This is a genomic window from Pedobacter puniceum (assembly GCF_009674685.1).
GTDB lineage: Bacteria > Bacteroidota > Bacteroidia > Sphingobacteriales > Sphingobacteriaceae > Pseudopedobacter > Pseudopedobacter puniceum.
Map to the genome: position 1 here is coordinate 92,844 of NZ_WKJI01000001.1, position 26,029 is coordinate 118,872.

General features: G+C 31.8%; 25 protein-coding genes. All 25 read right to left on the bottom strand.

What is annotated here, in order from left to right; translation table 11 throughout:
* Positions 1–19: 19 nt before the first annotated feature.
* Positions 20–769, bottom strand: coding sequence for an FkbM family methyltransferase (locus GJJ64_RS00540; protein WP_154285841.1), 750 nt, complete (start codon positions 767–769; stop codon positions 20–22).
* A 5-nt stretch (positions 770–774) separates the two neighbouring features.
* On the bottom strand, positions 775–1,650 hold the full coding sequence (locus GJJ64_RS00545; RefSeq protein ID WP_154285842.1) for a glycosyltransferase family 2 protein: 876 nt from the start codon (positions 1,648–1,650) through the stop codon (positions 775–777).
* Positions 1,647–2,702, bottom strand: a complete 1,056-nt coding sequence (locus tag GJJ64_RS00550; RefSeq protein ID WP_154285843.1) for a hypothetical protein — start codon at positions 2,700–2,702, stop codon at positions 1,647–1,649. Before GJJ64_RS00550 ends, GJJ64_RS00545 begins: the two co-directional genes overlap by 4 nt.
* Entirely contained in the window at positions 2,695–3,687 is a 993-nt protein-coding gene (locus GJJ64_RS00555) for a glycosyltransferase family 2 protein (protein WP_154285844.1), read from the bottom strand. The genes GJJ64_RS00550 and GJJ64_RS00555 overlap by 8 nt, the downstream gene beginning before the upstream one ends.
* 2 nt (positions 3,688–3,689) lie before the next feature.
* The gene (locus GJJ64_RS00560) at positions 3,690–4,625 is read right to left on the bottom strand and encodes a glycosyltransferase family 2 protein (protein WP_154285845.1); all 936 of its coding nucleotides are present in this window, start codon (positions 4,623–4,625) and stop codon (positions 3,690–3,692) included.
* 19 nt (positions 4,626–4,644) lie between these two features.
* Positions 4,645–5,616 (bottom strand): glycosyltransferase family 2 protein, encoded by a 972-nt coding sequence (locus GJJ64_RS00565; protein WP_154285846.1) that lies wholly within the window; start codon positions 5,614–5,616, stop codon positions 4,645–4,647.
* On the bottom strand, positions 5,607–6,551 hold the full coding sequence (locus GJJ64_RS00570; RefSeq protein ID WP_154285847.1) for a glycosyltransferase family 2 protein: 945 nt from the start codon (positions 6,549–6,551) through the stop codon (positions 5,607–5,609). Before GJJ64_RS00570 ends, GJJ64_RS00565 begins: the two co-directional genes overlap by 10 nt.
* 5 nt (positions 6,552–6,556) lie before the next feature.
* Positions 6,557–7,705 (bottom strand): glycosyltransferase family 4 protein, encoded by a 1,149-nt coding sequence (locus GJJ64_RS00575; protein WP_154285848.1) that lies wholly within the window; start codon positions 7,703–7,705, stop codon positions 6,557–6,559.
* Between the two features lie 19 nt (positions 7,706–7,724).
* Positions 7,725–8,636, bottom strand: a complete 912-nt coding sequence (locus GJJ64_RS00580; RefSeq protein WP_154285849.1) for a glycosyltransferase family 2 protein — start codon at positions 8,634–8,636, stop codon at positions 7,725–7,727.
* Position 8,637: 1 nt separating this feature from the next.
* The gene (locus tag GJJ64_RS00585; RefSeq protein WP_154285850.1) at positions 8,638–9,762 is read right to left on the bottom strand and encodes a glycosyltransferase WbsX family protein; all 1,125 of its coding nucleotides are present in this window, start codon (positions 9,760–9,762) and stop codon (positions 8,638–8,640) included.
* Complete coding sequence (locus GJJ64_RS00590) at positions 9,746–10,894, bottom strand: glycosyltransferase family 4 protein (protein WP_154285851.1); 1,149 nt, start codon at positions 10,892–10,894, stop codon at positions 9,746–9,748. The genes GJJ64_RS00585 and GJJ64_RS00590 overlap by 17 nt, the downstream gene beginning before the upstream one ends.
* A gap of 87 nt (positions 10,895–10,981) precedes the next feature.
* Positions 10,982–12,127: a glycosyltransferase family 4 protein gene (locus GJJ64_RS00595; protein ID WP_154285852.1), complete on the bottom strand. Its 1,146-nt coding sequence runs from the start codon at positions 12,125–12,127 to the stop codon at positions 10,982–10,984.
* Positions 12,120–12,989, bottom strand: a complete 870-nt coding sequence (locus GJJ64_RS00600; RefSeq protein ID WP_154285853.1) for a glycosyltransferase family 2 protein — start codon at positions 12,987–12,989, stop codon at positions 12,120–12,122. The genes GJJ64_RS00595 and GJJ64_RS00600 overlap by 8 nt, the downstream gene beginning before the upstream one ends.
* A gap of 3 nt (positions 12,990–12,992) precedes the next feature.
* Entirely contained in the window at positions 12,993–14,327 is a 1,335-nt protein-coding gene (locus GJJ64_RS00605) for a protoporphyrinogen/coproporphyrinogen oxidase (protein ID WP_154285854.1), read from the bottom strand.
* Entirely contained in the window at positions 14,327–15,637 is a 1,311-nt protein-coding gene (rfbH, locus tag GJJ64_RS00610; RefSeq protein ID WP_154285855.1) for a lipopolysaccharide biosynthesis protein RfbH, read from the bottom strand. Before rfbH ends, GJJ64_RS00605 begins: the two co-directional genes overlap by 1 nt.
* Positions 15,634–16,533, bottom strand: a complete 900-nt coding sequence (locus GJJ64_RS00615; RefSeq protein ID WP_154285856.1) for an NAD-dependent epimerase/dehydratase family protein — start codon at positions 16,531–16,533, stop codon at positions 15,634–15,636. The genes rfbH and GJJ64_RS00615 overlap by 4 nt, the downstream gene beginning before the upstream one ends.
* Positions 16,526–17,605, bottom strand: a complete 1,080-nt coding sequence (gene rfbG, locus GJJ64_RS00620; protein ID WP_154285857.1) for a CDP-glucose 4,6-dehydratase — start codon at positions 17,603–17,605, stop codon at positions 16,526–16,528. The genes GJJ64_RS00615 and rfbG overlap by 8 nt, the downstream gene beginning before the upstream one ends.
* A 10-nt stretch (positions 17,606–17,615) precedes the next feature.
* Entirely contained in the window at positions 17,616–18,386 is a 771-nt protein-coding gene (gene rfbF / locus GJJ64_RS00625) for a glucose-1-phosphate cytidylyltransferase (RefSeq protein ID WP_154285858.1), read from the bottom strand.
* Positions 18,387–18,391: 5 nt separating this feature from the next.
* Entirely contained in the window at positions 18,392–19,699 is a 1,308-nt protein-coding gene (locus tag GJJ64_RS00630) for an ABC transporter ATP-binding protein (RefSeq protein WP_154285859.1), read from the bottom strand.
* Between the two features lie 86 nt (positions 19,700–19,785).
* Positions 19,786–20,991 carry an ATP-binding protein gene (locus GJJ64_RS00635; protein WP_154285860.1) on the bottom strand — a complete coding sequence of 402 codons (1,206 nt, stop codon included), beginning with the start codon at positions 20,989–20,991 and terminating at the stop codon, positions 19,786–19,788.
* Between the two features lie 425 nt (positions 20,992–21,416).
* The gene (locus tag GJJ64_RS00640) at positions 21,417–22,274 is read right to left on the bottom strand and encodes an ABC transporter permease (RefSeq protein ID WP_154285861.1); all 858 of its coding nucleotides are present in this window, start codon (positions 22,272–22,274) and stop codon (positions 21,417–21,419) included.
* Between the two features lie 156 nt (positions 22,275–22,430).
* Positions 22,431–22,628, bottom strand: a complete 198-nt coding sequence (locus GJJ64_RS16865) for a Txe/YoeB family addiction module toxin (RefSeq protein ID WP_317162909.1) — start codon at positions 22,626–22,628, stop codon at positions 22,431–22,433.
* Positions 22,629–22,683: 55 nt separating this feature from the next.
* Complete coding sequence (locus tag GJJ64_RS00650) at positions 22,684–22,893, bottom strand: DUF2683 family protein (protein WP_154285862.1); 210 nt, start codon at positions 22,891–22,893, stop codon at positions 22,684–22,686.
* A 426-nt stretch (positions 22,894–23,319) separates the two neighbouring features.
* Entirely contained in the window at positions 23,320–24,441 is a 1,122-nt protein-coding gene (locus GJJ64_RS00655; RefSeq protein ID WP_154285863.1) for a glycosyltransferase family 4 protein, read from the bottom strand.
* 1,037 nt (positions 24,442–25,478) lie between these two features.
* Entirely contained in the window at positions 25,479–25,778 is a 300-nt protein-coding gene (locus GJJ64_RS00660) for a hypothetical protein (RefSeq protein WP_154285864.1), read from the bottom strand.
* Positions 25,779–26,029 lie beyond the last annotated feature (251 nt).

Here is a 26,029-nt window from a genome sequence, read left to right on the forward strand (position 1 = left end):
TTTTAGATAGGACTTTATATCACTTGCTAATACAATGCATTTCCCCATGTAAGCCTAAATAATTAAAAGATTGTTTCTTAACAAAGCTGTTAAATATTTCTTTCGCTTCGTTGTCATGTAATTCAACGCATAAGAAACTGACCGATTTTGTCCAATTCAAGTTTTCGTTTAGAACTATTTTTTCCGTACCTTCAATATCCATTTTTAAAAAGTATCTGTATTGAGGTTCAATAATATCATTTAGCGAAATAGCTTCAATACCTTTATCAAGAGAGCATTCTAAAACTTGAAGTGCCCATTTTCCGCCATCCCCATAGTTACCAGGCACTACTTGAACATTTGTATTCTTAGACCATATTGCCATATTCAGAATCTCTACTTGCTCTTTATAGTAGGCTAAATTTTTTAATGCCATCAGGTAATTAGATTCATCTGGCTCAATACCTATAAAGCTCATGTGATGGTGCTTTTCAATTAAATATCTGATGGTATAGCCAACATTAGTCCCACAATCAATCATTTTATCCACAGTTTTATCAATCAGTTGATGAATTGCATGAAACTCTTCTTGAATAAAAATTAAATGGAAACAAGCATAATCAGAAGTGCCACATCTCATCCATATGGGATATTTATAACCATGAACTCTTACACTTACAAGATACTCAAAATTTGGAAATATACTTTTACAAATTTCTACGATATGATGTAGGAGTGTAATTTTAATATAATTATACAAACCTAAAACTTTTAGTTTTTTTTTGTCCATTAGGATTATAGTGTTTTTAATATATTGATGAGGTGTCTTCTAGATGAGAATTTATCTTTTAATATGTCTACAGAAAACTTGTATTTACCAAAAACGGAGAGAAAGAATAGTTCTACATACAACCTTATTTTTATAAGAGTTTTAATCATTTTCTCGTTCTTAACCTTATTGTGATTTCTCAATAATTTTAGTCTATTTTCATAAAACCTAATCACTCTTTTAGAAGTTAGCTGTGGGCTGCCTCCTCCTTTATGAAAAATATGTATATCATCGCAAACAGCAATATCCCATTCATTTCTAGTCATTCTCATACTGAAATCATGGTCGGCATCTAAAAAATCAAAACTTTCATCAAAGCCACCTATAGCTTCAAAAGCTTTTTTTCTAATAGCTATACCGCAAGAGTAAAGTGTCATATACTTGCTTCTTTTGGGAAACAATTTCCTGAAGCTTCTTTCTAATTGCTGCCCTAATACCAAACTCCAAACATCTGGTTCTGGTCCTCCTCTCCCAGTAGACTTCCCATGCTCATCCACCAAATTAAACCCCAATATTCCTAAACCTTTTTGTTCTTCAAAAATCTTAGGAATTAGTGCAATATCACTGATTAAATAAGCGTCAGAATCTAATAATAAACAAATGGATTGTGTAGCTTCAGCAAAGGCTTTATTTACACTTTTAACATAACCTAGATTATCCTCATTTTTAATGATTTTAACTAATGGATGTTCTTGGAAATAAACAGGTGCGTTCTGTGTAGAGCAATCATCTACCACAATAATCTCCTGAATCACTTTGGAAGGATCCGCATATTCTACAGAGCGGATACATCTTTCTGTAAGCTCCCAGGTATTATAATTGGTAATCAATAAGGAAATCATGCGTTAGCTAAGATTTGTTCTATTTTTTTTTGGATAAAAAGACTATGGTTTATTTGATTATGCTCTTCATACCATAGCTGTATGTTTTTACTGATGGTTTTATCATCACATAAAGGACTATCCAAGCTATTTTCGCTTAAATAATGTTTACCATCTACCAAGTCTTGGACGATTTTATCAGAAGAATCTGTATTGTAGGTAATTAAACCATAAGCTGCATAAGCCGCAAATATGCCCGATTTTTCCATCAAAGACGGAGGATAGTCTATCAAAGCCCAAGTATGTTTAGCAAACTCAGCAGCAATTTCTGAAGCACTTAATTTCCCTAAGATACGTTTAGGACATCTTATATAGCCTATTACTGATTTTACATCTCCAGGTCCTATATCTACAATTTCCTTAATATTTCTACTAGCTATAAAAGCATTTAATTCTTTAGCGTTTTCATAAACCTTTTTTCTTCTGTTTAAAGTACCAAAGACAATTGCGCTCCGGCTTCTTTGCTCAAAAACAATGGGTTCTACAGATTCCGGAATATTTGCAAAAACAGCTTTTTTATAAAGATTTGGATGTTGATGCTTTGCTAGAATTTTTCTTACCCTTTCATTACTGCAAAATGCTAGATCTGCAATGTTAAGCAAGTGTTTATAAATATATTGCTGTAAGGGCTTGGTCCAAAATACCAATTGCCAAGGCTTATGAGAACTTGCATTCAATTCATGAAAAAATATACAAAGCTTATAACCTTTGCTTTTGATTAATTGTAGCTCTCTTAAAAGTTTAAAAGGTAATCCTTTAGGATGATAAGCAAAATTAACGTAGTTTAAAAAGATAATATCTATTTGATGATGGCTTAAAATTTCTTGAAGGGAAGAAAAAGACCTTATACAAATATAAGGAGCTACCTCTACTGGTTCTGGCTGTTTAAAGCCAACATAAATAACTTTAAATTCTTTCTTGAAATATTCTCCAATAATACTACTGTAATCTCCTAAACCATTAGTGGCAGAAGGATATTGTGGAGAAATGATTAAAATTGATTTGTTAACCAAAGTATTTCTTAAGCTGCTTCTTTAGCATTAAATAATTGTATAATCCTAAAATTTTTTGTGACCAAATTGAATGTTTAGAACCAATGAATGAGAACTGAGATTTATATTCATTTAGAATTTTGTTTTTAATAAATAAGCCATTGATTTTATCATCAAAAAAGATATGGTAATTTAAAGTATACCTATATACAACTGAGTCTATTAATTTAAGATTTTTTGGATAAAAGGATTTAATAACTTTTTCATAAGATTCAGTACATTTTAAACTCGATAATATCGATACATGGTCTCTTCTATGACTTAATGATTGTGTATTACCTCTTCTATAAAAAGCATAACAATTTGGTGTATAAAGTAATCCATTTGCTAAGGGGATGATTCTATTCATAAATTCACCGTCATCTCCTAAAGTAATTGTTTCGTCCCAACCTGTTGATTTGTCTATTATTTTTTTAGGTATCAAATAACTATGTATAGGCATCATTCTATTAAAATAATTGTTTAACTCATACAAATAATCAGCAGAATCAAAATTTCGCCTAAAGTATTTATTTTCATTAATGTTCTTTGACTCATTATTATTAATAAAGTAGGCCCAATCACCAAAAGCTATACCATCTAAATTATTTTCTAATTTTTTTACTTGCTCGTAAATTTTATTAGGAGATATGATATCATCTGCATCTAGGAATTGAATAAAATCTCCCTTTGCATAACTGAGACCTATGTTACGAGAAGCAGAAGCGCCATAATTTTTTTGATTTCTTTTATAGAATATATTTAAATGATTAAAATTATCTAAGTTAGGTATGTCTAAATCAGAGTTATCATCAATGATTAAGATTTCAATGTTTTTATAAACTTGATTATCTAAGCTTTTGAGAGTGCTTTTAATCGTTTTACTATTGTTATAGTAAGGAATAATAATACTTACTAATCGATTAAAGCTTTCATTTGTGGTGTTATATGTTAAGGCTATAGACAAGATTAGATATAATTAACTTTTTTGCCGAGTTTAAATAAAATATTGGCAATAGAAGAGTTAAATCTACTAATGATAATAATTAACTCTTCATAGGGGTTTATTGATATGTTTTTGAATATAGCATGAGTAAATAAAGACGATATATTTTTATAAGCAGATTTATTTTTAGATTTATGTGCCTCCATCAAATCTTTAAGAATTAACTTTTTTAATTCCATTTTTAATAAAAAATCATCTTTTTTTTCTATAAGTTGAGTCATATCTAATAAAACATCATACGAATAATCCGAAATATTATATTTTGATGTATTAGAAATTCTATGTGTACTCTCATGAATCCTAATTCTACAACTATTTATATTTTTATCAAAACCAAATTTAAAATCTAGAGTATAGAGATGAAATAATAATAAAAATTCTTGTCCCCTTTTTATACCCTCGTTCCAACTTAAATTGTTTAGACAGGTCTTTTTTAATAAAAAGTTTGAAGTGGTTGGGAAATTTTTCATAAATGAGGAAGGATTATCATTGCTAATTATACCACCTCTCACTTTCAAAGGAGGACTATTATATACATCGTTATTAAAATAGTATTCTTTCCCAAAAACAATATCATGATTATTCAGAGTTAAAAAATCTATTTGTTTCTGTAAAACAAAGTTGTCGTAAAGAACATCATCTGAATCTAAAAATTTAATGTATTTTCCTTTAGAATAATAAACCCCCGTATTTCTTGCTGCACAAGCTCCAAATCCTCCATTTGCTATTATTTTAATTTTATGATTTAGATAAGGCTTAACGATTTCTAAAGTAGCGTCCTGACTATGATCATCAATGATTAGGCATTCCCAATTTTGATAAGACTGACAAATTATAGAATCTATAGTTTCTCTAATAAATTTTTCAGAGTTGTATACCGGTATTATTATAGAAATCATAACATTAAGTTCTCTTAATTTAAAAAGGAGGTAGCCCTCGTAAGCGATTGATGATAAACCTCATTCTTTTTGCATTTTTTAAGCCTATATAATAAGAAAGCTTCTGAACAAAGCGGTCACCTATCTCATGGCAGGCTTTTTTATTGTAGAGCTCTTTTTTACAAAGAAGTGCTATGTTTTCATCTCTTAGTAGCATTTTAAAGTAGAGGTAATAAAAGAACTTATCTGAAGCTTCTCTACCTTTAATACCATATTTTTCGGTAACTATATTTTTATATGTTAATGCAGAGATATACCAGGAGTACAAATGAGCTTGATCTCCAGATTTTGATAAACTAGGCAAATCATGTCTTCTATAAAAGCTTAAAACTTTTGGTATAATAACTACTTGGTCAGTTTTAGAAATTATACGATAAAAGAAATCTCCATCATCATTTCTTGTTAAACTTTCATTCCAACCATCAGTTTCTTTTATGAGCGCTCTATTTACTAACCATGTTATTGGCGGCATTTCTACTCTGGAAAGTAGCCATTCCTCTTCAGAATGATTTAACTTATTTAAAAATGGTTGGATAGGGCCAATTTTATAATCTAATGAATTAGAAAATCGCTGCCAATAGCATCCAATAAGTGTTCTTTTTGTAATTTTATTTTGTTTGATAAAATCAATTTGAGTAGCAATTTTTTCAGGAGAAATGATATCATCCGCATCTAAGTATTGTATAAATTCTCCTTTAGATAATTGAAAACCATAGTTTCTAGCTGCCGCAGCTCCTTTTCCTTTATTCCTTTTAAGAATTATATTTGAATGTAAGCTTTGATATTTATAAGCAATGCTCCAACTTTTGTCGGTTGAGTGGTCATCAATAAGGATAAGCTCAATTTTTTTGTATACTTGGTTAATTGCACACTCTAATGTATCCTGTAAAAAAGACTCTGCATTATAGATAGGTATGATGATAGAAACTAAAGGAAAGTTATTTAACTCCATAAGTCTTTAATGATATATTTTAATTTTTGTTTCCAAGGTAAGCCAGAGTTTTTCAAGGATAAGAGTCTCTCAATTAATCTAATTTTACCGCTATTGTTTTTACAAAAACTTTTATAGAATTCATTTATTTCAATTTGTAAATTATTCTTAGTGATATCTAAAGCCCCTTTTTCATCTAAATAGCCTTTATAGATATTAGTTACACCAATTAACTCTGCCCACATAACATTTTCAATAGTGTGGGTTTTCGCTTCTTGATGTTGTCTAAATAAAGAGAATAATTCATTTATACGAATTACTTTATAATTGTTCTTTATCAATTGAAGCCAAAATTCAAAATCCATACAAAATCGAAGTTGTTCGTAGAATTTTAAGTTATGGTGTCTCATTGTCCAAAACATACTGGCCTGAGGTGCTATCATTTTTTTTAATAGCGCAGCTTTTAAATCTTTTGGAAAACTTGGAATATCTAATTTTCCATCAACATCATCAAAATTAGCAGCCCAGTAACAATTTCCTATAAATAACAAGTCGGCTTCACTATCTTCTTCTAAAAAAGAATTTGCTACCTTAAATAAGGTTTTAGGATAATAACAATCATCACTATTTAAATAGGCAAATATTTCACCTGTTGCTTTACTGAAACCTTTATTTAAAGCATGACTTTGTCCTCTATCAGTTTCACTTACCCAGTATGTAATTTTATCTTGATATTTTTTTAAAATATGAACAGTATTATCTGTACTTCCCCCGTCAATAATAATATATTCTAAATTGGGATAGCCTTGATTTAGAACTGACAGGATGGTTTCTTCTATATATTGGCCTTGATTAAAGCTTGGTGTAACTATTGAGATTTTAGGCCAATATGTTCTAATAGCGTATAAGTCTTCGTTAGGTTCATGCCTCCAAGGCCAACGATTTAATGCTATCATAAATATTAGTTCGGATTTATGTACTTACTAAATACGCAATCCATTGATTTACAATAATGTTCTATTGTAAATTCTTTTTTAAAACTATTCTTCATTTTTATTTGTAACTCTCTTAGATAGTTTTTATCAATAGATATTTTTAATAAAATAGAATATAGGGCATTGAAATCGTTAAATAGTAAGCCTGTTACTTCGTTTTCTATCAACTCAGCGTTTCCACTATGATTATAACCTATAGGGATTTTTCCATAACTCATGGCTTCAACAGTTACTCTACCAAAACCTTCGTATATACTACCATTTATTAAAATATCAAATAAAGCATAAATTCTTTCAGTTTCTTTAATATGACCAGTTAATATAACATTTTCTTCTAATCGTTGTGAGTTTATATATTGAAGAATGGTTTCGTAATACTCGCCAGATCCTTCACCGATTAGGTATAATTTACAATTTTTAAAACATTTATCTTTACTCTCTAGTAGTAAATGAAAAGCTTTAATAATCTCTAACTGATTTTTATAAGGTACAATAACACCTACTACACCAAAATTGAGGTCTGTTTTAAAGTTACTGTACTCAAACTTTTTTGTTAATTCATCTTCCTTCACTACTCCATTATAAACTGTTTCACTGTTCTTATTTTTTAAGTTATAGTGATGCGTTATTGATTGTGATATGGCAATATTAAATGTATTTATACTTAAAAGTTTTTTTTGAAAATTTAACCCAAAATCTGGGATAAGTTGATAGTCCAGAGTTCCAAACTCTCTTAAGTGCCATATGTGTGGTATTCTAAGCAGTTTAGAAATGAAAAATCCGTAGTAAAGAACAGAGCTATTACTGTATATTAGTCGAGGTTCTAGATTTTTAATTAGTTTATATAGTTGGAAAATATATCTAATTTTCTTAATCGCACTTTTAAATCGAGTGTAAGCAGCGTACTCAGAATTGTTGACATTTAGAGGGTACCAATAGTATATATATTTAATATTAAGTTTGTCCAACTCAAGGCTCAATTCTCCGTTATTGGGTAAAATAACTATGAAGTTAGTTAAACAAATAGAAGTGTTTTTTAAAAAAGTTAATAATGACAGGTTAGCACCATATAATGATGTGTAATGAGTGAGGATGATTATTTTGTTTGGAGGCAAGTTTATATGGGGCTATTAACTAATTTAGAAAAGCTTTTTTCCCTTTCGATTTTTTTAAATTTAAGGCTAAAGTTTCATAATCTAATTTTGTTAAAAAAATAAGTTTCTGTAGAGATATTTTAAAGGTTTTTCTTTTAAATAATATGTTTTTTAAACATGTAAAAATTAAGCTTCTAGACTCTCTAGCAATTGAAAAGTATAGATTCGGATTTGATGTTTTTTCTATAATAGAACGTTTATAATCGTTTATTTCATTAAAATACTCATTATTACCTCTATCTTCTCTGTCATGATTTATAAATACTGTAGGGACTATGCCAATTTTTAAATTATGAAAATGAACCCTATGAACATAATTATTATCTTCTCCATAGTGAAAAAAAGAAGGATTAAAGCCGCCAACTATCTCTAAACATTCTCTTGTTATCAACCAAGCGGCTGCATTAGTAAATTTAATTGGATAGATATCTTTTAAATTATCAGAATTTAATATAAAGTCGGAAATAAGACCCGGACAATCTTCGGAATTAATATGATGAGAAAAATTTTTATCAAGCGCAGTCCCTTTACCATTTAAGTGAATTGGACTTAAAATCCCATATGATTTATCTTTATAACTCGTTGATATTAAAACTTCAATGGTATCTGGATGTACCCAAGCATCTTGATTAAGTAGAAATACATAATCTGTATTGGAATTGAGAGCATATTGTATCCCTAAATTATTGGCAGCTCCGAAACCTAAATTTTCTTTTTTCTCTAATAATTTTACTGAAGGGTATTTATTTTCTATTATGTTTAGTGTATTGTCTTTTGATCCATTATCTATGACTATTATTTCAATTTTTTTTGAAGATTTAATAAGACTATTAATACATCTTTCAATCCATTGTTCTCCATTATAGGTAACTATTATAGTAGCTACTTTCATGTTATTTATTTTCAGTTTCTTTCAATGCTTCTAGTGTTGCTTCTAGGTATTGTCTACCCCATTTTATACAGGGCTCTAAGTGGTTTCCTTCAGCCCATTCATTCCAAGCATTAATAAAAATAAAGTTTTCATCCTTTGAAAATGGCTTAAACATATTTAATTTACCTTTTAGCCATTTTTTATAAATCTTAGGGGTTGAATTCTTGAAGATTAAAGCATTAGAGCCTTTCCTCGCAGTATTGTCCCACATAGGTGAAACACAAGGATAAATCTTATAATCTTTAATAGGTGGATTATTTAAATCATAATCAATATATTGTTCTAAATCATGTGTATTTAATTGAAGTATTGGGCTATTGTAACGAGCAATTAATTTTTTAAACAGTCGAGATAATCTATTGTTTTTTTGATATTTATTAGCTTTATTTTTGATATAACTCTTAAAGTTAGCACTCATAGGCTGAAATTCTACAGCGGCATCAAATTTATTTAAAGCATTCTTGCCATTAGAACCCGTCCAACGCTCAATTCTACACCAATAAATTTCTAGATTTACTTTTTTTAATTCAGTATTCCAAAGTTCAATTGTATCATCCAAGTTGGGTATATCATCGCTTTTGTAAATGATAAACACAGGTTTATTATATACCTTGATATATCTTTTATCTTGAAAAAACGGAATTAAATAGTTAATATGTTGTATATAGTCAGCTTCAGAATAGTTTTGTTTAACTAAAACATCTTTTTCATTTCCATCCCAAGTTCTTGTCCAATTTTCATTTGCCCAACAAAACATAAATGGGAAATCTTCTTTAGGATTAGCTAGCATTCTTTCTATTGGTTCGTACATCATTGGTTTTCCATTAAACCAATAATGATAGTAACAAAAACCATATATGCCATATTGCTTCGCTAGTTCTATTTGTGCAATTCTAGCTTCTTCTAATCTTAAATCATAAAACCCTAAATCTGTAGGTAAATGAGGCTGGTAATGGCCTTCAAATAAAGGCTTAGCTTTGGTTACATTGGTCCACTCAGTAAATCCTTTACCCCACCATTCATCATTTTCTGGTATCGGATGAAATTGAGGGAGGTGAATGGCAATAGGTTTAATCTTTTTTAACATTTGCTGCCTTTTTCAAAATTTCACTTACATTGCTGAGGTATCTTGCTGAGCTAAAATGCTCTCTTGCTTTTTGATAGCCGTTTCTAGTTATATTAATATAATTGTCTTTGGAATGAAAAAGCTCTAATAGATTTGTCAAAAGGGATTGGTCGGACTTTTCATACAGATAACCATTAACTTGATGATTAATAATTTCTGGCAACCCCCCACTGTTGTTTCCAATTACTGGTTTGCTATTCATCATTGCCTCTATTACAGATCTTCCGAACCCTTCATGTTCAGAGCAATTTAGAATCACGTCTAATTGGCTATAAATATTCTCATTCTCAACAAATCCATGAAATATAACTTTTGATTCAATCTTAAAGTCTAATATCAGCTGTTTTAAAGCCCTAAAATAATCATTATCTATAACTCCACCATAGAAATGTAAATTAGCATTGGGGTAGATATCTAGAAATTTTACATAAGCTTGAAGCGCTATTAACTGACCTTTTCCAGGTGTAATTGCTCCCAAAAGACCAAGATTAATTTTTCCTTCTTGAGGGTAATTAATGGTCTTCGGTTCTAATATATCAATTCCGTTGTGAATTATTGTTGCATCAATTTGTGTATTGTTAAACCAATTTTGTTTCAACTTTTGAGAAACAAAGATACATTTGCTTTTTGCTATATACCGTTTAATAGTGTGTTTAGATGGTAAGTAAGTAAAACCATAATCAATATCTCCAAATTCTCTGATGTGCCATACGTGAGGAATTTTAAGTTTATTAGCTATATAATATCCTGTACTAACAACAGAAGTATTAGTGTAAATTACATCTGGAGCAAAAATACTTGTTAAAATCTTAAGTTGTTGCAGTGCCTTATAGTTTTTCCATAAATATCTCAAACGTATACGAAGCTTAGCAATTTGGTTTTCATTTGCTTTAAACGAAGATACACATCTAGGAAAATATATAATCTTGTATGGTATATTTTTAGCATTCAAGAATTTCTCTATTGGGCCACCATAAGGTAATAACACCATAATCTTGAACCGATTTGTATTTACTAAATGTTCTACAATACTCAGTAAAGATTGAGAAGCTCCATACAGGCCAGCGTCATGGGCGAAAATTAGTATTTTCAATATATTTTATTTAAATAATATAATTTGATTATCAAAATATTTGTTTAAAACTATCTAAAAAAATAAAATATATGTATCTGTTAATTCTTAACTGTATTTATCAATTGCTTTTTTAATTGCTTCTTCTAAACAACTTAAATGTTTCTCGATACTGAAATTTTCTTTAATATGTATTGTAGCATTTTCACCATATAATCGACATAGTTCAGGGTTCTCTATTATTTTTAGCATATTATTTGCCATCGTTTCTATATCCATCTCTTCACAAAGTAAACCTGTTTTTTCATGAATTACTACATCAGGAATTCCTGCATGATATGTAGAAATAACAGGCAATGCGGCAGCCTGAGCTTCTAGAATAGAAACCGGTGTACCCTCTGCATCTCCATTGTCAGCAACAATTGAATGTTGTACAAATGCTATAGATTCGGTAAATAATGTTTTTACTTCTTGAGGTTTTAACACACCAAGAAAAGATACATTATTTTGAAGTCCCAATATCTTCACTAAATTTTTGCAAGTATTTAAAAGTGGCCCATCACCTCCAAAAACTAATCTTGTATCTGGATGCTTATTTACAATTTTTTGGAAAGCCATAATTAATAAATAAGGAGCTTTTTTGTCTACAAACCTACCTACGGCAACAAATTGTTGTTTCTTAAGCTGTTTAGGAATTTCAAAAAAAGAGGAATGTGGTCCATATGTATTTAAGAGTACTTTCTCTTCTGGGCATCCTAACTCAATTAATGCAGATTTCATTCTTTTAGAAACGACTACAATTCTTTTTGCATAAGAGAAAACTTCTAAATACTTGTCTCGGTATTCGTCTAAAAGTTTGTATTCACTAGCGTCTGCTCCATGAAAATGAGTAATTAAAGGGATGTTTAAACTTTTAATAACATTCAAAGAATCTGCAGCAGTAACACCAAACTCTGCAAGAACTAACTGTATTCTATTTTTAGCAAGCGAATGCTTCAACGCAAGTTCCGGGATACTTAATGATTTATCAAACACATATTTTAATCTATTAATTAAATTAGTGATTTGATTTTTTACTAAATAGCCTTCGCCCTCCAAATGAGAAGGAACTGTGCCCCCATAATAAAATTTGATATGGAAAGGTAGCGTTTTGTGTGCCTTAATAAATGTCTCTGAATAAGCAGTGTTATTTGTTGATAGAATTGCAACGTTAATAATGTTAGCCAATGAGTTTTTTAATTTTATATTATTCAAAATACTTAATTATTAAATGTAAAAAGTATTTTATGTCTTCTAGTAGGGAGGTTAACTTTATATTTTGAAATTTTTCAATTTGTTTCTTAGAAATCAAGCAATTAGTAAAATATTCATTGGATATTACATCATTTTTCATTACAGTAAGCTCAGTTAATTCATTTTGAGTATTATTTTTTTTTATGATGTTCAAAGGATGTGTTCTATATAATACTGTTTTGGAGTCCAAATAATAAAAGTTATAGTTTTTGGCCAATTTTAACCAAAGAGCCCAATCGCAAAAGTATATTGTATCTTGATTAAAAAGACCATTTTCAAATAAAAGTGATTTTTTAACCAAAACAGTTGGCATTGAAATAAAATTCCACATGTAAAATAGACATTGGAAATTGTATTTCTTCATAGTTATACCGTTTCTTAATATTTTATCTCTGATCTTTTTTTTCTTATATCTATTCTTATTCCAATGTTCTTTATTGACTATTAAACCGTCAGAATTAATGATTGATATATCCGAATGTATGAGTGAAATGTCATCGTTATTATTAATGATTTCAATTTTTTTTGATAAACAATCAGGTAACATTATATCATCATCACTGAAAATATGGATATATTCTCCGCAGCAGTGCCTTAATGCAATATTGTGATTTTCTACTACACCAAGATTTTCTTGATTTTGAAAGTATTTAATTCTTTTATCTGTGAAATTTTTAACAATTTCTTCGGTATTATCCGTTGAGGCATTATCTGTGATGATAATTTCAAAATCCTTAAAAGATTGTGACAAAATGCTTTCAATTGCTTCTTTTAAATAACTAGAACGATTATAAGTGGGTATTATAACACTTACTTTTGGCATAATTTAGATATTTTTTCCTCTCAAAATACAATCATCTGTCCAGTAATATTTCCATTCTGCAAACCGTCCGGCTAAATATAAATCAGCTTCTTTAGGTGCTTTATAATTGGTCCAATCTGTCATAGGTAGTAAATCTTGTTCATTTCTTTGTAAACCATATTGGTTTAAGTAGTCTAATATTTCGTTTAAAGCATCTCGTCTTTCGTGGTCAAAAATAACATTTGCCCATTTTACCCATTTAGTATGGTAATCAATTACGGTAACTTTATTCTTAAGAATCCCCATTTCTATCAGTTCTGCCATAACTTTTTCTGCAATGGTATCAAAACTTTGGTTTATAGGTTTATACTTAGAGAAATAAACCTCTACTTGAATGCCCGTTTTACCTATAGGTGCATTCTCTGGCGAAAGTAATTCGGTGCAGTTAATTCTTGTACTCAATTTATCTTCATCATATACGTACATCCAATTATAAGATTTTAAAGTTTTATGATTAGCTGTAATATTAATCAGCAGTACCGAACTGCAAGATAGTTTCTCACTAACTTCCTTAATTTCTGTTGGTGCATCGCTTTTTTTAATTAAAAAAGGTAGTGGAATTGTTGAAATTAGCTTTTTATAGTGATGTACGCTACCATCTTTAAAACTTAGCTTTTTATCCTTAAAACTGATGTTAGTTAATTCTTTATTCAGCTTCACATTTAAACCTACTCTTAGTTTATTAGTGTATGCGAAATAGCCTCCTTTTTTAGGATAGCGTATTTTAGATATGTAATGTGTTTGATTGCTTAATGGGCCTATAGCCCCATTTTTAACATCTTCAATATTCGGATAAAAAACTCTTTCACCCACCCAATCTGTACTCAGAAGTGCAGGCCTTACTGTCCAATATTTCTCGGTATAGGCTCTGGAGAATTCTTGATAAAATTTTTCGCCAAATGCAAGCTTTAGCCATTCTTCATAATTTTTAGGGATAGCATTATTCAGTTGATTTCTTGTTTTTAAAAAATCACTTAGGCATTCTGCTCTCAGTTTTTCAGGTAGGGCGAATAAATTAGATTGAGACGGATGAGGAATCCAATTTCCGTGATAATAGTTTGCAATTTCTACTGGGTATTCTAAAAATTCTTGAGACACATTATCTGCCAATAATTCTCTTACATACTCATCTTTGGTAAAAGACACATGCGGACCTTCATCCCAAGTAAAGCCATTTATTTTTTCAGAATAAATATGCCCTCCCAGATAATTGTTTTTTTCGAAAACAATGCAATCTTCATGACCTAAATGATAGGATGCACTAATACCTGATAAACCCGCCCCTAGTATAGTGTACATTATTTTAATTTGGCTACAAAACTTTCAATTTTTGCTATCATATAATCATAGTGACTTTCATTAAGGCCCGGCCAAACACCCAACCAAAAAGCATCATTCATTACCTTATCGGTGTTCTCTAAACCACCTACTAAACGATGTTTTAAGTTTACATAAGCAGGTTGTTTTAATAAATTTCCAGCAAATAATAAACGGGTACCAATTTTATTGTTTTCTAGGTATTGTACCAATTCGTTTCTTTTAATAGGGCTTCCCTCTCTTATGGTAATCAAAAAACCAAACCAACTTGGATTACTATTTTCAGTAGATTCGGGCAATATAAAATGTTCTTCAAATGGCTTTAATTTTTTATACAGTAAAGCGTAATTCTCTCGCCTTTTAGTAACAAAAATATCTGCCTTTTGTAATTGGCTCAAACCGATAGCCGCCTGGGTATCGGTTACTTTTAAATTGAAGCCAATGTGTGAATAGGTATATTTGTGGTCGTAACCATTAGGCAATTTTCCTAAGCATTGGTCAAAACGTTTGCCGCAGGTATTATCTTTTCCTGGTTCACACCAGCAATCTCTTCCCCAGTCTCTAAAACTTTCGGTGATTTTTTTGAGGGCAGTATTATTAATCAAAACTGCACCGCCTTCTCCCATGGTAATATGATGTGCTGGATAAAAAGATAAAGTAGCTAAATCTCCAAAAGTACCTGTTTTTTGTCCATGATAAGTAGCGCCTAAACTGTCACAATCATCTTCAATTAACCATAAATTATATTTCCTGCATAAAGCAGTAACAGTAGCTAAATCAAACGGATTACCTAGCGTATGGGCCAACATAATGGCTTTGGTTTTAGGTCCAATAGCATCTTCAATCAGTTCTGATTTGATATTGTAGGTAGGGATAGCAATATCTATAAATACAGGTACACAGCCAAACTGAATCATTGGGTTTACTGTGGTTGGAAAACCCGCAGCAACGGTTATTACCTCATCACCTGGTTTTATAGCCCTTTCGCCTAGTTTAGGGCTAGTTAAGGCATAAAAAGCGGCTAAATTCGCAGATGAGCCAGAATTAACTAATAAAGAAAAACGACTGCCAAAATACCTAGCCAATTCTCGCTCAAAATCTGCTGCATATCTTCCAGTAGTTAACCATCCATCTAAAACAGCATCTACACCAGCTAATAAATCTTGTTCATCAATTACTTTCCCCGTAACGGGGATATAATCAATACCTGGAGTAATAATTTTATTGATATTTAAGGATAAAGCGCTATTTAAACCTCCCTTTAGATCTTCGTTTATATTTTTAAAATTCATAAATTCCAGTAATAGGATATGGTTTCTTTAAGTTTGGTTTTTAAATCACTAGCCTCAAACCCTAATTTTTTACCAGTTGAAGAAGCATTAAGAAATTCTTCTGTTTCACCCTCTCTATTAGCTAGTAAGCCCCATTTCCAAAATGAGGTTTGAAAGCTGGGTAGCTGAGGAGCTAAATATTCTGCAATTTCTTTAATGGAAATACTACTACCTGTACCTATATTTATACATTTTGGAAGAGTGTTCAAATCGGTTTTTTTTAATAAGTTATTGATGAAATTTGCCAAATCAACAATGTGAAAATAGTCTCTTTTTTGTAAACCGTTGCTTAATTTCAATTCTCTTTTTTCTTTTTGAGCTAAAATTAATGCAGGAATTATTTTACTAATATCTTCAAAGCTTCCGAACATACTAAAAGGTCGTAAAATTAGATAATTGTTTGAAGTAAATTTATGAAGTAAATAGTTTGAGGCTAAAAATTTACTCATCCCATAATGAGTGAGAGGTGTATTTGTACTATTTTCATATAGTTCTTTTTGTGTTAAATCATACTCAAATGCTGTCCCTATATGGATGATAAAGGTGCTAGGAGATTTGAGACCTAAATATTCATAAAAAGCAATGGTATTAATATAGTTTGTATTAAAAACTTCTTTAATATCTTGTTCTTCTTTTACAACACCATAGCCTATACAATTAATGATGATATCAACATCTAGCTGATTTATATTACGCCAAGTTTCTTTTTGTGATAGGTCAAAATAAATACTACCAATGGGTTCTTGCTTTCTAGAACTCGTAAGTACATCATAATCTTTAATCAAAGTAAGCGCAATGTTTTTTCCTACAAAACCATTTCCGCCTAACACCAATACTTTTTTTTTAAGATCAGGCATCTTCAAATAATTTAATGTCTCTAATTAATGTAGAAACTATGTCTTCCTGTTTGTTTATACTGTTTTTAAACCAATCTAAAGTTAATTTAATAGCTTTTTTGGCGCTAATTTTAGGGTGCCAATCTAACTCCTTTTTTGCTTTGGAAATATTTAATTGTAATAGTTGGGCTTCGTGATGTCCGTTATTTTCAAGTGCAAAACTAGCTTTGCCTTTTCCCCATATATCAATGGCAAAGTTTACCAATTCTTTTACTGTTAAGTTGTCGCTAGGTTCAGGTCCAAAATTAAATGCATCTGCAAATTGAATTGGATCTTCTGTTTGTTTAGCCGCTAAAGTTAGATAACCGCTTAAGGGTTCTAAAACATGTTGCCATGGTCTTACTGCATTTGGGTTTCTTACCTCGATCTCTTGCTCAGCCTGTAATGCCCTTACAATATCAGGAATAATTCGGTCTTTAGCCCAATCGCCACCGCCAATTACATTTCCTGCTCTGGCCACAGAAATTGATTTTTGATGGGTAGCATAATTTAAAGGATTAAAGAAAGATTTTCGATAAGAGTCTATCACCAATTCTGCCGCTGCTTTGCTGGCACTATAAGGGTCATATCCGCCCAAGCGATCAGTCTCTTGATAAGCGTAGTTCTTTTCTTGATTATGATAAACTTTATCTGTAGTTACCATTACTGCAATACAGGGTTTGTCTAAAAAACGCAAAGCATCTAATACATTTGCAGTACCGTTAACATTAATAGAGAAAGTTTCTAAAGGTACTTTGTAAGAAAGTCTTACTAAAGGTTGTGCAGCTAAATGAAAAATAAAATCAGGTTGAAAATCTAGAATAGATTTTTTTAATGTTTCGGCATCTCTGATATCTGCTATCTCAGATTGGCATAGTTCATCTCCTTTAATATTAGGGTACAAGTCAAAATCATTCTCTGGGTCTAAAGCATAACCTTTAACTTTTGCACCCAACAAATAAAGCCAACAAATTAACCAGCTTCCTTTAAATCCAGTATGCCCGGTTACAAATACTTTTTTATTTTGATAGATATTTTTGAAATCGTTTTTCATTAATAAAAATTCACCAGATTTTCCAAGGCGCATGGCCACTTTGCCATTCTTGCTCTAACTCATGTCTATCTCTTAGGGTATCCATAGGTTTCCAATAGCCATAATGTTTAAAAGCATTCATCTCTCCTTTGGCTGCTATTTGCTCCATAGGTTCTTTTTCCCAAACAGTTAAATCAGTTGCTATAAAGTCAAAAATTGCTGACTCACAAACAAAAAAACCACCATTTATCCATGCTCCATCACCTTTGGGTTTTTCTAAAAATGAAGTGACGGTATCTTCATTATTTAAATTGAGCGCACCAAACCTTCCTGATGGTTGTACCGCAGTTACCGTAACCATTTTTTTGTTTTCTTGATGATGCGCTACCAATTCTTTGATATTAACATTCCCAACACCGTCCCCATAGGTCAATAAAAAAGGTTCGTTTCCAATGTATTTTTGAATACGTTTAATTCTGCCTCCTGTCATGCTGTTTTTTCCTGTATCTACCAAGGTAATTTTCCAGGGTTCTGCTTCACTTTGATGAGTTTCTAAACTGTTGTTTCTTAAATCAATGGTTACATCAGACTGGTGAAGAAAATAGTTTGCAAAGTATTCTTTGATAATATAGCCCTTATAGCCTAAGCAAATGATAAAATCATTAAAGCCATAAGAAGAATAAATTTTCATGATATGCCAAAGAATAGGTTTATCACCAATATCTACCATAGGTTTAGGTCGTAGAGAAGTCTCTTCACTTAAACGTGTACCTAAACCACCAGCTAATATCACAACTTTCATAGATTTTAGTTTTGTGTAATTTCAATGTTTTGGAAATTAATGTTTCCCCATGAACTATGCCAAATAGGAATCATTTGTTTACTTTCTATATCACTATATGCTATTTCAAAAAAAATAGTCTTGTGAATAATATCAAAGTCCTTAAATCCTTCGATTTGATTTCCTTTTCCAATAGAAAAATCGAAATAATATTTGCCTTTAGCGAGTTGATGGTCTTTAAATATAACCTTTAACTTTTGAACTTCATTTGCTTTAACCTCAATGTTTTGCTCACTAAAATGAACGCCACATGGGGTGTCATTAATATTATTAACACCAACAGCTATTCTACAACCATCAATATCTTTTACTGATTTAATTTTAATTTCTAATATGATGTCTTCATTGGTTGCAAGGGCATTATTTAATGATTTATTTAGTATTTCTACTGATAAAAAATCTATATTTCTTTCATGAGAGGCAAAAAATCTTCTATAACTATCGTCAATGATAACATGCTTTTTATTGTAGTCACCATTCTCTATATCAAGTTTCGTGTAATCCTCAATGCAATTTTCAATATTACCTGAGTAACGCACCATCCCATTTTGTAAGATTATTCCACTTGAACAAAGATTTCTAATAGATGCCATATTATGGCTCACAAATAACACCGTTCTCCCTTCTCCTTTACTCACATCATTCATCTTTCCCAAACATTTCTTTTGAAATTCCGCATCACCTACAGCTAAGACCTCATCTACAATTAAAATTTCAGACTCTAAATGGGCAGCAACAGCAAAAGCTAGTCTTACATACATTCCGCTGCTGTAGCGTTTTACAGGGGTATCTATATAGCGCTCAACACCAGCAAAATCTACAATAGTATCAAAATGTTTCTTAATTTCTGCTTTACGCATACCTAATATGGCGCCATTGAGAAAAATATTTTCTCTGCCAGAAAGTTCAGGATGAAAACCCGTCCCTACTTCTAGTAGAGATGCAATACGACCTTTAACCTTTACGGAACCTGTACTTGGCCCTGTTACCCGGCTTAAGATTTTTAAGAGAGTACTTTTGCCTGCACCATTACGACCAATGATACCAACGGCATCTCCTTGTTCAATCTCAAAATTGATATCTTTTAAGCTCCAGACATAATCGCTATTGCCTTTGGTACTGCGGTCATTAGTTTCCCCAATTTTAAGGTAAGGATTCTCTTTACCTCTTACGGTATGCCACCATTTATTAAGATCATGAGCAATAGAACCTGTGCCAATTTTACCTAAGCGGTATTGTTTAGATAGGTTCTCTACTTTTATGGCTACTCCCATTTAAAAAAAAATTAAGCTGTGTTTAAGAAAAATTGTTCGAACTAAATATGTTATGATGAATCTATCTCTTAAGAGCAATTAGTATATTAAGAAAGTAGAAATGTTCTTAAACTTACCGCCTTTATACCTTCTATACTATTGCCAGTGTAAGCGTCTAAAGTAACCACTTCTTTAGGGTAGTTATCTTGGATAAGTTTCAAATTTCCAAACTCTCTATCAAACGTTTTTTGTTCGTTTAAAGATAATGCTACTTGTACATATTTTTTTTCGCCATTTCTCTCACAAAAAAAATCAATTTCTTGAGTTCCTATGATACCTATTTTTACATGATATCCGGAAGATATAAGATGATTGTAAACAACATTTTCAATGATTTTTCCTTTATCTTCTAAGCGATATCCCCAAATGCCATTTCTAATTCCTAGATTTTCAAAGTAAAATTTTTCTCCTATTTCAAATATTCGCTTTCCTAGAAGATCAAATCTGGAAACTTTATGAATTAAGAACGCATTTACCAGATGCTGAATATAAATTTGAACCTGGTTAGGGGGGATATTGGTTTTTTGGGATTTTAAAAAGTCACTTATTTTTTTTGCAGAAAATAGGCTACCCGTATGGGCAGCTAAGAAAATAACAAGCTGCTCTAAAAAAACAGTATTTCGTATAGCATATCGGTTGATAATGTCTCTATATACTATGGTATTGTAAATATTTTTTAAATATTCAAAAATCACCATGTCTGTTAAAGGCAAATTTTTAAGATAGGGTAAACCACCATATTTGATATATAAGTCTAAAGAATTATCTGTATCTGTTAAATGATGAAATTGTAAAAATTCTTCATAAGATAAACTATAAACGGTAAACTCTATATATCTACCACTTAATTTACCTGCAATATCGCCTGACAATAAATTGGCATTGCTTCCTGTACAATATAGGTCTAAATCTTGATGTAATAAAAGTGAGCGTAGTGCGTCTTGGAAATCTATAATATCCTGTATTTCATCTATGAAAACAAAAGTCTTTTTGCTAGCATGTTTCTTCGCTAATACATATTGATGTAAATCTTCTGCTGTTTTAATAAACGAAAAAGATAAATCTTCTTTATTGATGTATAAGATATTAGCATCTTCATGTTCTTTTTGAAGGAAATCAATAATTTGGAAAATTAAATAACTTTTACCAACCCTACGCTGTCCAGTAAATACTTTAATGATTGATTTTCCAATAAATGGTATTACCCGATTTAAATAATCAGTTCTTATTTCCAAATCAGCAGGAATATTCATTGTAGTTATAGCTATAATTTGAGGTAAAAATACAGTAAGTTTTAGATATAACTAAAACTTTAATATGTATTTTATAAGAACTTTCTCTTTAAATAAAAAATCAATCTTCAAAAATATAATCACCCCCTAATGAACTAGTTACTAATGAACTATTGACCAATGAACTAATGACTAAATCAAAACTAACTCCATCAAAAATAACCAAAGGGCTTCGACTCCCACTTCGACTCCGCTCAGTGTGACAATTCTTAATAATGACATCTTAGCACTCACTATAGATTACTGACCATTGTCCATCGACCATTGCTCATTGACCATTAACCATTGTCCATTGACTCCCTAACAACCTAACTCCCGATAGCTATCGGGACTAACCACCTAACTCCCGATAGCTATCGGGACTAACCACCTAACAAACTAACCACCTACACCGTATCCATAAAGCTTTTCTCCACCCTGTTAAAGATGATATAGCCTATACCAACAGAAAGAAGCATGAAAATAATACTGTATAGCATATGCAGAGGATCTACGTAACCTTTGGAAAAAAGAACATATTTAAAACTCTCTACAACGGGAGATAGCGGATTGATATCTACCAGCCAACGAAAACTTTTACCTTGTAAATAGGAGAGGGGATAAATCACTGGGGTAGCATACATGAGTAGTTGTACTGCGAAAGAAAGCAAAACAGCAAAATCCCGATATTTTGTAGTGACCGAAGAAATGATGATGCCTAAACCTAAACCGATACCTGCCATCAATAAAACAATAAAGGGTATGAACAATAAATTTGCACTCAACTGTATAGGATACCCATTAAAGTGGTAATAAACCATGACAATTATCAATAAGGCAAATTGGATAGCAAATTTCACCATATTAGAAATCACGACAGATAAAGGCATAACAATTCTGGGGAAGTAGACTTTACCAAAGATAGAAGCATTGGCAGTAAAGGTACCGGAAGTACCAGTTAAACAAGCTGCAAAATAATTCCAAATTGTCAATCCGGCCATGTAAAAAGCAGCAGGAGCAATACCATCCGTAGGAATACGAGCGATTTTACCAAAAACAAGTAAAAACATCATGGTCGTTAAAGCAGGCTGAATCACATGCCATAATGGGCCCAAGATGGTTTGCTTAAACTGCGCCACAAAGTCACGCTTTACAAACAGCCACATCAGGTCGCGGTAATGCCAAACCTCTTTGAGCTGTAAATCAAAAAGTTTGTTTTTCGGTTGTATTTCTAAATCCCACTCTTCTTGGGCTTGTACCTTCATGTTTTATTCCGTTGTTTTATCTAATTTGGTCCATCAAAAATATCATTATCTACCAATAAACTAATGACTAATGAACCAATGACTAATCCCTAAATCAAAACTCACTCCATCAAAAATATCATCATCCACTGTTATTTGCATCAAAAAATAATCTGACTATTTATCATAATGACCTAGTGCAGAAATTACGAACACAGTTACAATATCTTCTTGTACTTTGTATATTAGTCTGTCTTTTTGATTTATTCTTCTGGACCAGAAATCGGATAGTTCATATTTTAGGGGTTCTGGATTTCCAATTCCATGATAAGGAGTTTGGGCAAGCTCAATAAATATTTGCTCTATTTTTTTAATATTAGATTTATTGCCTGATTTGAAGTGTTTTTTGAGGGTTCTTCTGCAATTTTTTCTACTTTAATTGTAAACTTTCCCATAGGTTATTTGGGTCAACAGTTTTATAGCTAGGATTTTTTTTAGCCTTTTTTATCATATCTACAAATTCTGGATTATAAGGTGATTCCCCTAACTTTTTTTCAAAATTGATTTTAAGAGCCTTCATAAAAGCTTTTATAGCTGCCAATTGCTCTTTGTTCTCAGGATGTACGATTAAGGTTTCCATATGGCACAATTTTCTCTTACAAATTTACAGAAATATTTTTATTCACTATCGACCATTAACTACCATTCCAATCACTCCATCAAAACTCACTTCATCAAAAAGAATTGAAAGGCTTCGACTCCCACTTCGACTCCGCTCAGTGTGACAATTCTTAAAAAGACTATTTACTAATGACACTTTACTATCCACTAATCACTTTTAACTCATGAACCAATGAACTAATTACTAATGAACCAATGACTCCCTACTAACCAACTAACCAACCAACAAACTAACCAACTAACCCCTAACAAACTAATGAACTAATCTCCAATCCCTAAATCAAAAATCACTCCATCAAAAATATCATCATCCACTAATCCCTAATCAACTAACCACCTAATCAACTAACCACCTAACCAACTAACCACCTAACCAACTAACCACCTAACAAACCAATCCCTCAACCTCTCTCGAAAACTTTTTATATGCAAACTTCTCCAAACAAGCTCTTTGAATAGCTTTCTTTTCTTGCATGGATAATTTATGTTGACTTAAACTATTCAACGCCTCTTTAATCGCTTTGAAATCCTGAGGGTTTATTAAAATACCAGCATCAGGGTTTTGTACAGCATCAATAGAGCCATCTTGATTTCCCGCTATTACTCGCAACCCACAAGCTTGCGCTTCAATAAACACCAGCCCGAAGCCTTCCTTTTCACTAGGTAAAACAAAAGCATCAGCAGCCTGGTAATAGTTGCTAATAGCTTCATCAGCAATAAATCCTGTGAGTATAATTTGTTTTTGTACGTTTAAGCTTATAGCTAAATCTTGTATACGTTGGTATTCCGTATCCTCGTATTTGCCACCTAGTATATAATAAGCCGCTATACCTTCATCCTTTAGTGCAGCAATGGCTTGGATAACCAAATCATAATTCTTTTGTTGTTCGCTATTTTTTAAGCGAGTTAAAGCAAAAAACAAAGGAGCATCAGCCGGGATGTCATAAAATTTACGGATAGCATGTTCATCATCTTCCTTGATTTCTGGAATAACAAAATAAGGATCAAGTGCATTAGGAATCACTTTAATTCTTTCCGCAACTATATCATGTCTTTTTACTAGCTCACTTTTGGTAAAGGCGCTTACCGCAATAATTTCATCTGCAACTTCTACTAACCTTTTTTTTAATCCCTTTAACGGACGCCATACCTCAATACCATGTGTCCATAAAATAATTCTGCATTGTGGTTTTAAGAATTTAACAAAGCAGGCAATAGGAGCTAGGTTAACATGACTTAAAATGATGGTATCATATTTGATAGCTGTAAAACAAGAAAGTATAGCCCCTAATTTTGGGTATAAACCATAAGAATTAAAAAGTGATTTTTGTACATATCGTTCGTCCGGAAATTCATCGTAAAGAGAAATCATGCTAAAATGAATTTTCCTTTCCTTTTGGAAATTCTGAAGTGCAAAAGCAATGCCTTTGCATACCTTTTCTATGCCGCCAGTTAAACTAAAAGTACGAAGAGTTAGGAAAAGAACTTTTTGAGGTTTGGTAATCAAGAATTTAGGTTAATTCAAGCGGTTTAGATAAGCCCCAAAAATAAAAGAGGAAATTACAGTTGTTATGTGTGTATGAGTTAAAACTTTTAGCATGATGCACAGCTTCGCTTCCTCAGTCCCATTTTATTTAGTGCTAAGTGCTTTCGTCTGTAAAATTATCATTATTTATGAAAGCCAAAATAGGTTTTTTTAAATTTTTAATTTATTCATAGCGCCTAGTTGTTAAACCATTTGATTCTCTGCTGAGAACCCCATCTTAATCACCAATCTTTCCACTATTTTTTATATTTTATTTTCTTGCTTATCACTTAAAACAGCTCGTTGAGAATCGTTTATTTATCTTTTTGTGTTTAACGTTATTGGTAAGCGATTAAACCATCTTTTTTTACTCGTTTCAAAGTATATTCAAAAATATAGCTAACAGGGTATTAACAGGGTGCTAACAGGGTTATAACAGGGTACAAACTATATTTTAAACCCTATAAAAAACCTGTAACATACCCGTGATAACATATTAAGTATCGAATATGAAAAGCAATTACTACGGTTTAGTGTTATTTTCAGTCCAAGCGAGTCGTTGATGGAGTTTACAACTCCCCCCTTTCCCTTCCGTCTTGTTAAACAAAGTGAAACATCTCACGATAAAAGTCTACATCTTGCAAGTAACCACCCAGATCGGTGTCCTCTGGGTTCTCAGCGGTTAAAACATAACAAACACAGCGAAGCTATCTTTTCATGCAAGGCTATCCCCTCATGCAGGCTGTAAGAGACTGCCACGTACCTCGCAGTGACAAACTATGCGAACGCAGTGAAGCTATCCCATCATCCAAGGTTAAAAAGGGACTGTTTCATTCTTCGCTTGACAAGCGTATCGAAAGGAGTGAGTCAATTTCACCACCCAGCTTAGAGCACTTTGCGCCCTTTGTGATTAAAAACATGAAACTTTAGAGGTTAAAAAAAGCGATACAATCGCCACCCCATAATAAGCACTCGTTACAAACGAGCGCAAGAGGAAAAACTCATCATCACCACCCAGCTCAGAGAACTTTGCGCCCTTTGTGGTTAAAAACATGGAACTTTGGAGGTAAAAAAAGCGATGCAATCGCCACCCCATAATAAGCACTCGTTACAAACGAGCGCAAGAGGAAAAACTCACCATTACCACCCAGCTCAGAGAACTTTGCGCCCTTTGTGGTTAAAAACATGGAACTTTGGAGGTAAAAAAGCGATGCAATCGCCACCCCATAATAAGCACTCGTTACAAACGAGCGCAAGAGGAAAAACTCACCATCACCACCCAGCTTAGAGCACTTTGCGCCCTTTGTAGTTAAAAACATGGAACTTTGGAGGTTAAAAAAAGTGATACAATCGCCACCCCAAGTTAAGACCTCGTTGCAAACGAGCTCAAGAGGAAACTTCCTAAATATCCGCCTTTGAGGTTCTTTTTACTCCGTACTTTGTCTACTCTTAGGAAGGAACAAACTTTGATAAAAAACAGACTATTCCGAAGTACATGAGCAATCCCCAAGAGCCGGAAAAAAATCAAAAACAGGAGCATCAACAAAAAAGTTAGCACAACCAAGCCTAT

Bases quoted from the DNA above. Each gene is read 5' to 3' on its own strand.
- rfbH (WP_154285855.1), bottom strand. From the start codon at position 15,637: ATGAATTTTAAAAATATAAACGAAGATCTAAAGGGAGGTTTAAATAGC.
- GJJ64_RS00600 (WP_154285853.1), bottom strand. From the start codon at position 12,989: ATGCCAAAAGTAAGTGTTATAATACCCACTTATAATCGTTCTAGTTAT.
- GJJ64_RS00605 (WP_154285854.1), bottom strand. From the start codon at position 14,327: ATGTACACTATACTAGGGGCGGGTTTATCAGGTATTAGTGCATCCTAT.
- rfbG (WP_154285857.1), bottom strand. From the start codon at position 17,605: ATGAAAAACGATTTCAAAAATATCTATCAAAATAAAAAAGTATTTGTA.
- GJJ64_RS00545 (WP_154285842.1), bottom strand. From the start codon at position 1,650: ATGATTTCCTTATTGATTACCAATTATAATACCTGGGAGCTTACAGAA.
- GJJ64_RS00615 (WP_154285856.1), bottom strand. From the start codon at position 16,533: ATGCCTGATCTTAAAAAAAAAGTATTGGTGTTAGGCGGAAATGGTTTT.
- GJJ64_RS00580 (WP_154285849.1), bottom strand. From the start codon at position 8,636: ATGAAAGTAGCTACTATAATAGTTACCTATAATGGAGAACAATGGATT.
- GJJ64_RS00630 (WP_154285859.1), bottom strand. From the start codon at position 19,699: ATGGGAGTAGCCATAAAAGTAGAGAACCTATCTAAACAATACCGCTTA.
- GJJ64_RS00540 (WP_154285841.1), bottom strand. From the start codon at position 769: ATGGACAAAAAAAAACTAAAAGTTTTAGGTTTGTATAATTATATTAAA.
- GJJ64_RS00635 (WP_154285860.1), bottom strand. From the start codon at position 20,991: ATGAATATTCCTGCTGATTTGGAAATAAGAACTGATTATTTAAATCGG.
- GJJ64_RS00650 (WP_154285862.1), bottom strand. From the start codon at position 22,893: ATGGAAACCTTAATCGTACATCCTGAGAACAAAGAGCAATTGGCAGCT.
- GJJ64_RS00570 (WP_154285847.1), bottom strand. From the start codon at position 6,551: ATGATAGCATTAAATCGTTGGCCTTGGAGGCATGAACCTAACGAAGAC.
- rfbF (WP_154285858.1), bottom strand. From the start codon at position 18,386: ATGAAAGTTGTGATATTAGCTGGTGGTTTAGGTACACGTTTAAGTGAA.
- GJJ64_RS00585 (WP_154285850.1), bottom strand. From the start codon at position 9,762: ATGTTAAAAAAGATTAAACCTATTGCCATTCACCTCCCTCAATTTCAT.
- GJJ64_RS00660 (WP_154285864.1), bottom strand. From the start codon at position 25,778: ATGTTTTTAACTACAAAGGGCGCAAAGTGCTCTAAGCTGGGTGGTGAT.
- GJJ64_RS00560 (WP_154285845.1), bottom strand. From the start codon at position 4,625: ATGATTTCTATAATAATACCGGTATACAACTCTGAAAAATTTATTAGA.
- GJJ64_RS00565 (WP_154285846.1), bottom strand. From the start codon at position 5,616: ATGGAGTTAAATAACTTTCCTTTAGTTTCTATCATCATACCTATCTAT.
- GJJ64_RS00640 (WP_154285861.1), bottom strand. From the start codon at position 22,274: ATGAAGGTACAAGCCCAAGAAGAGTGGGATTTAGAAATACAACCGAAA.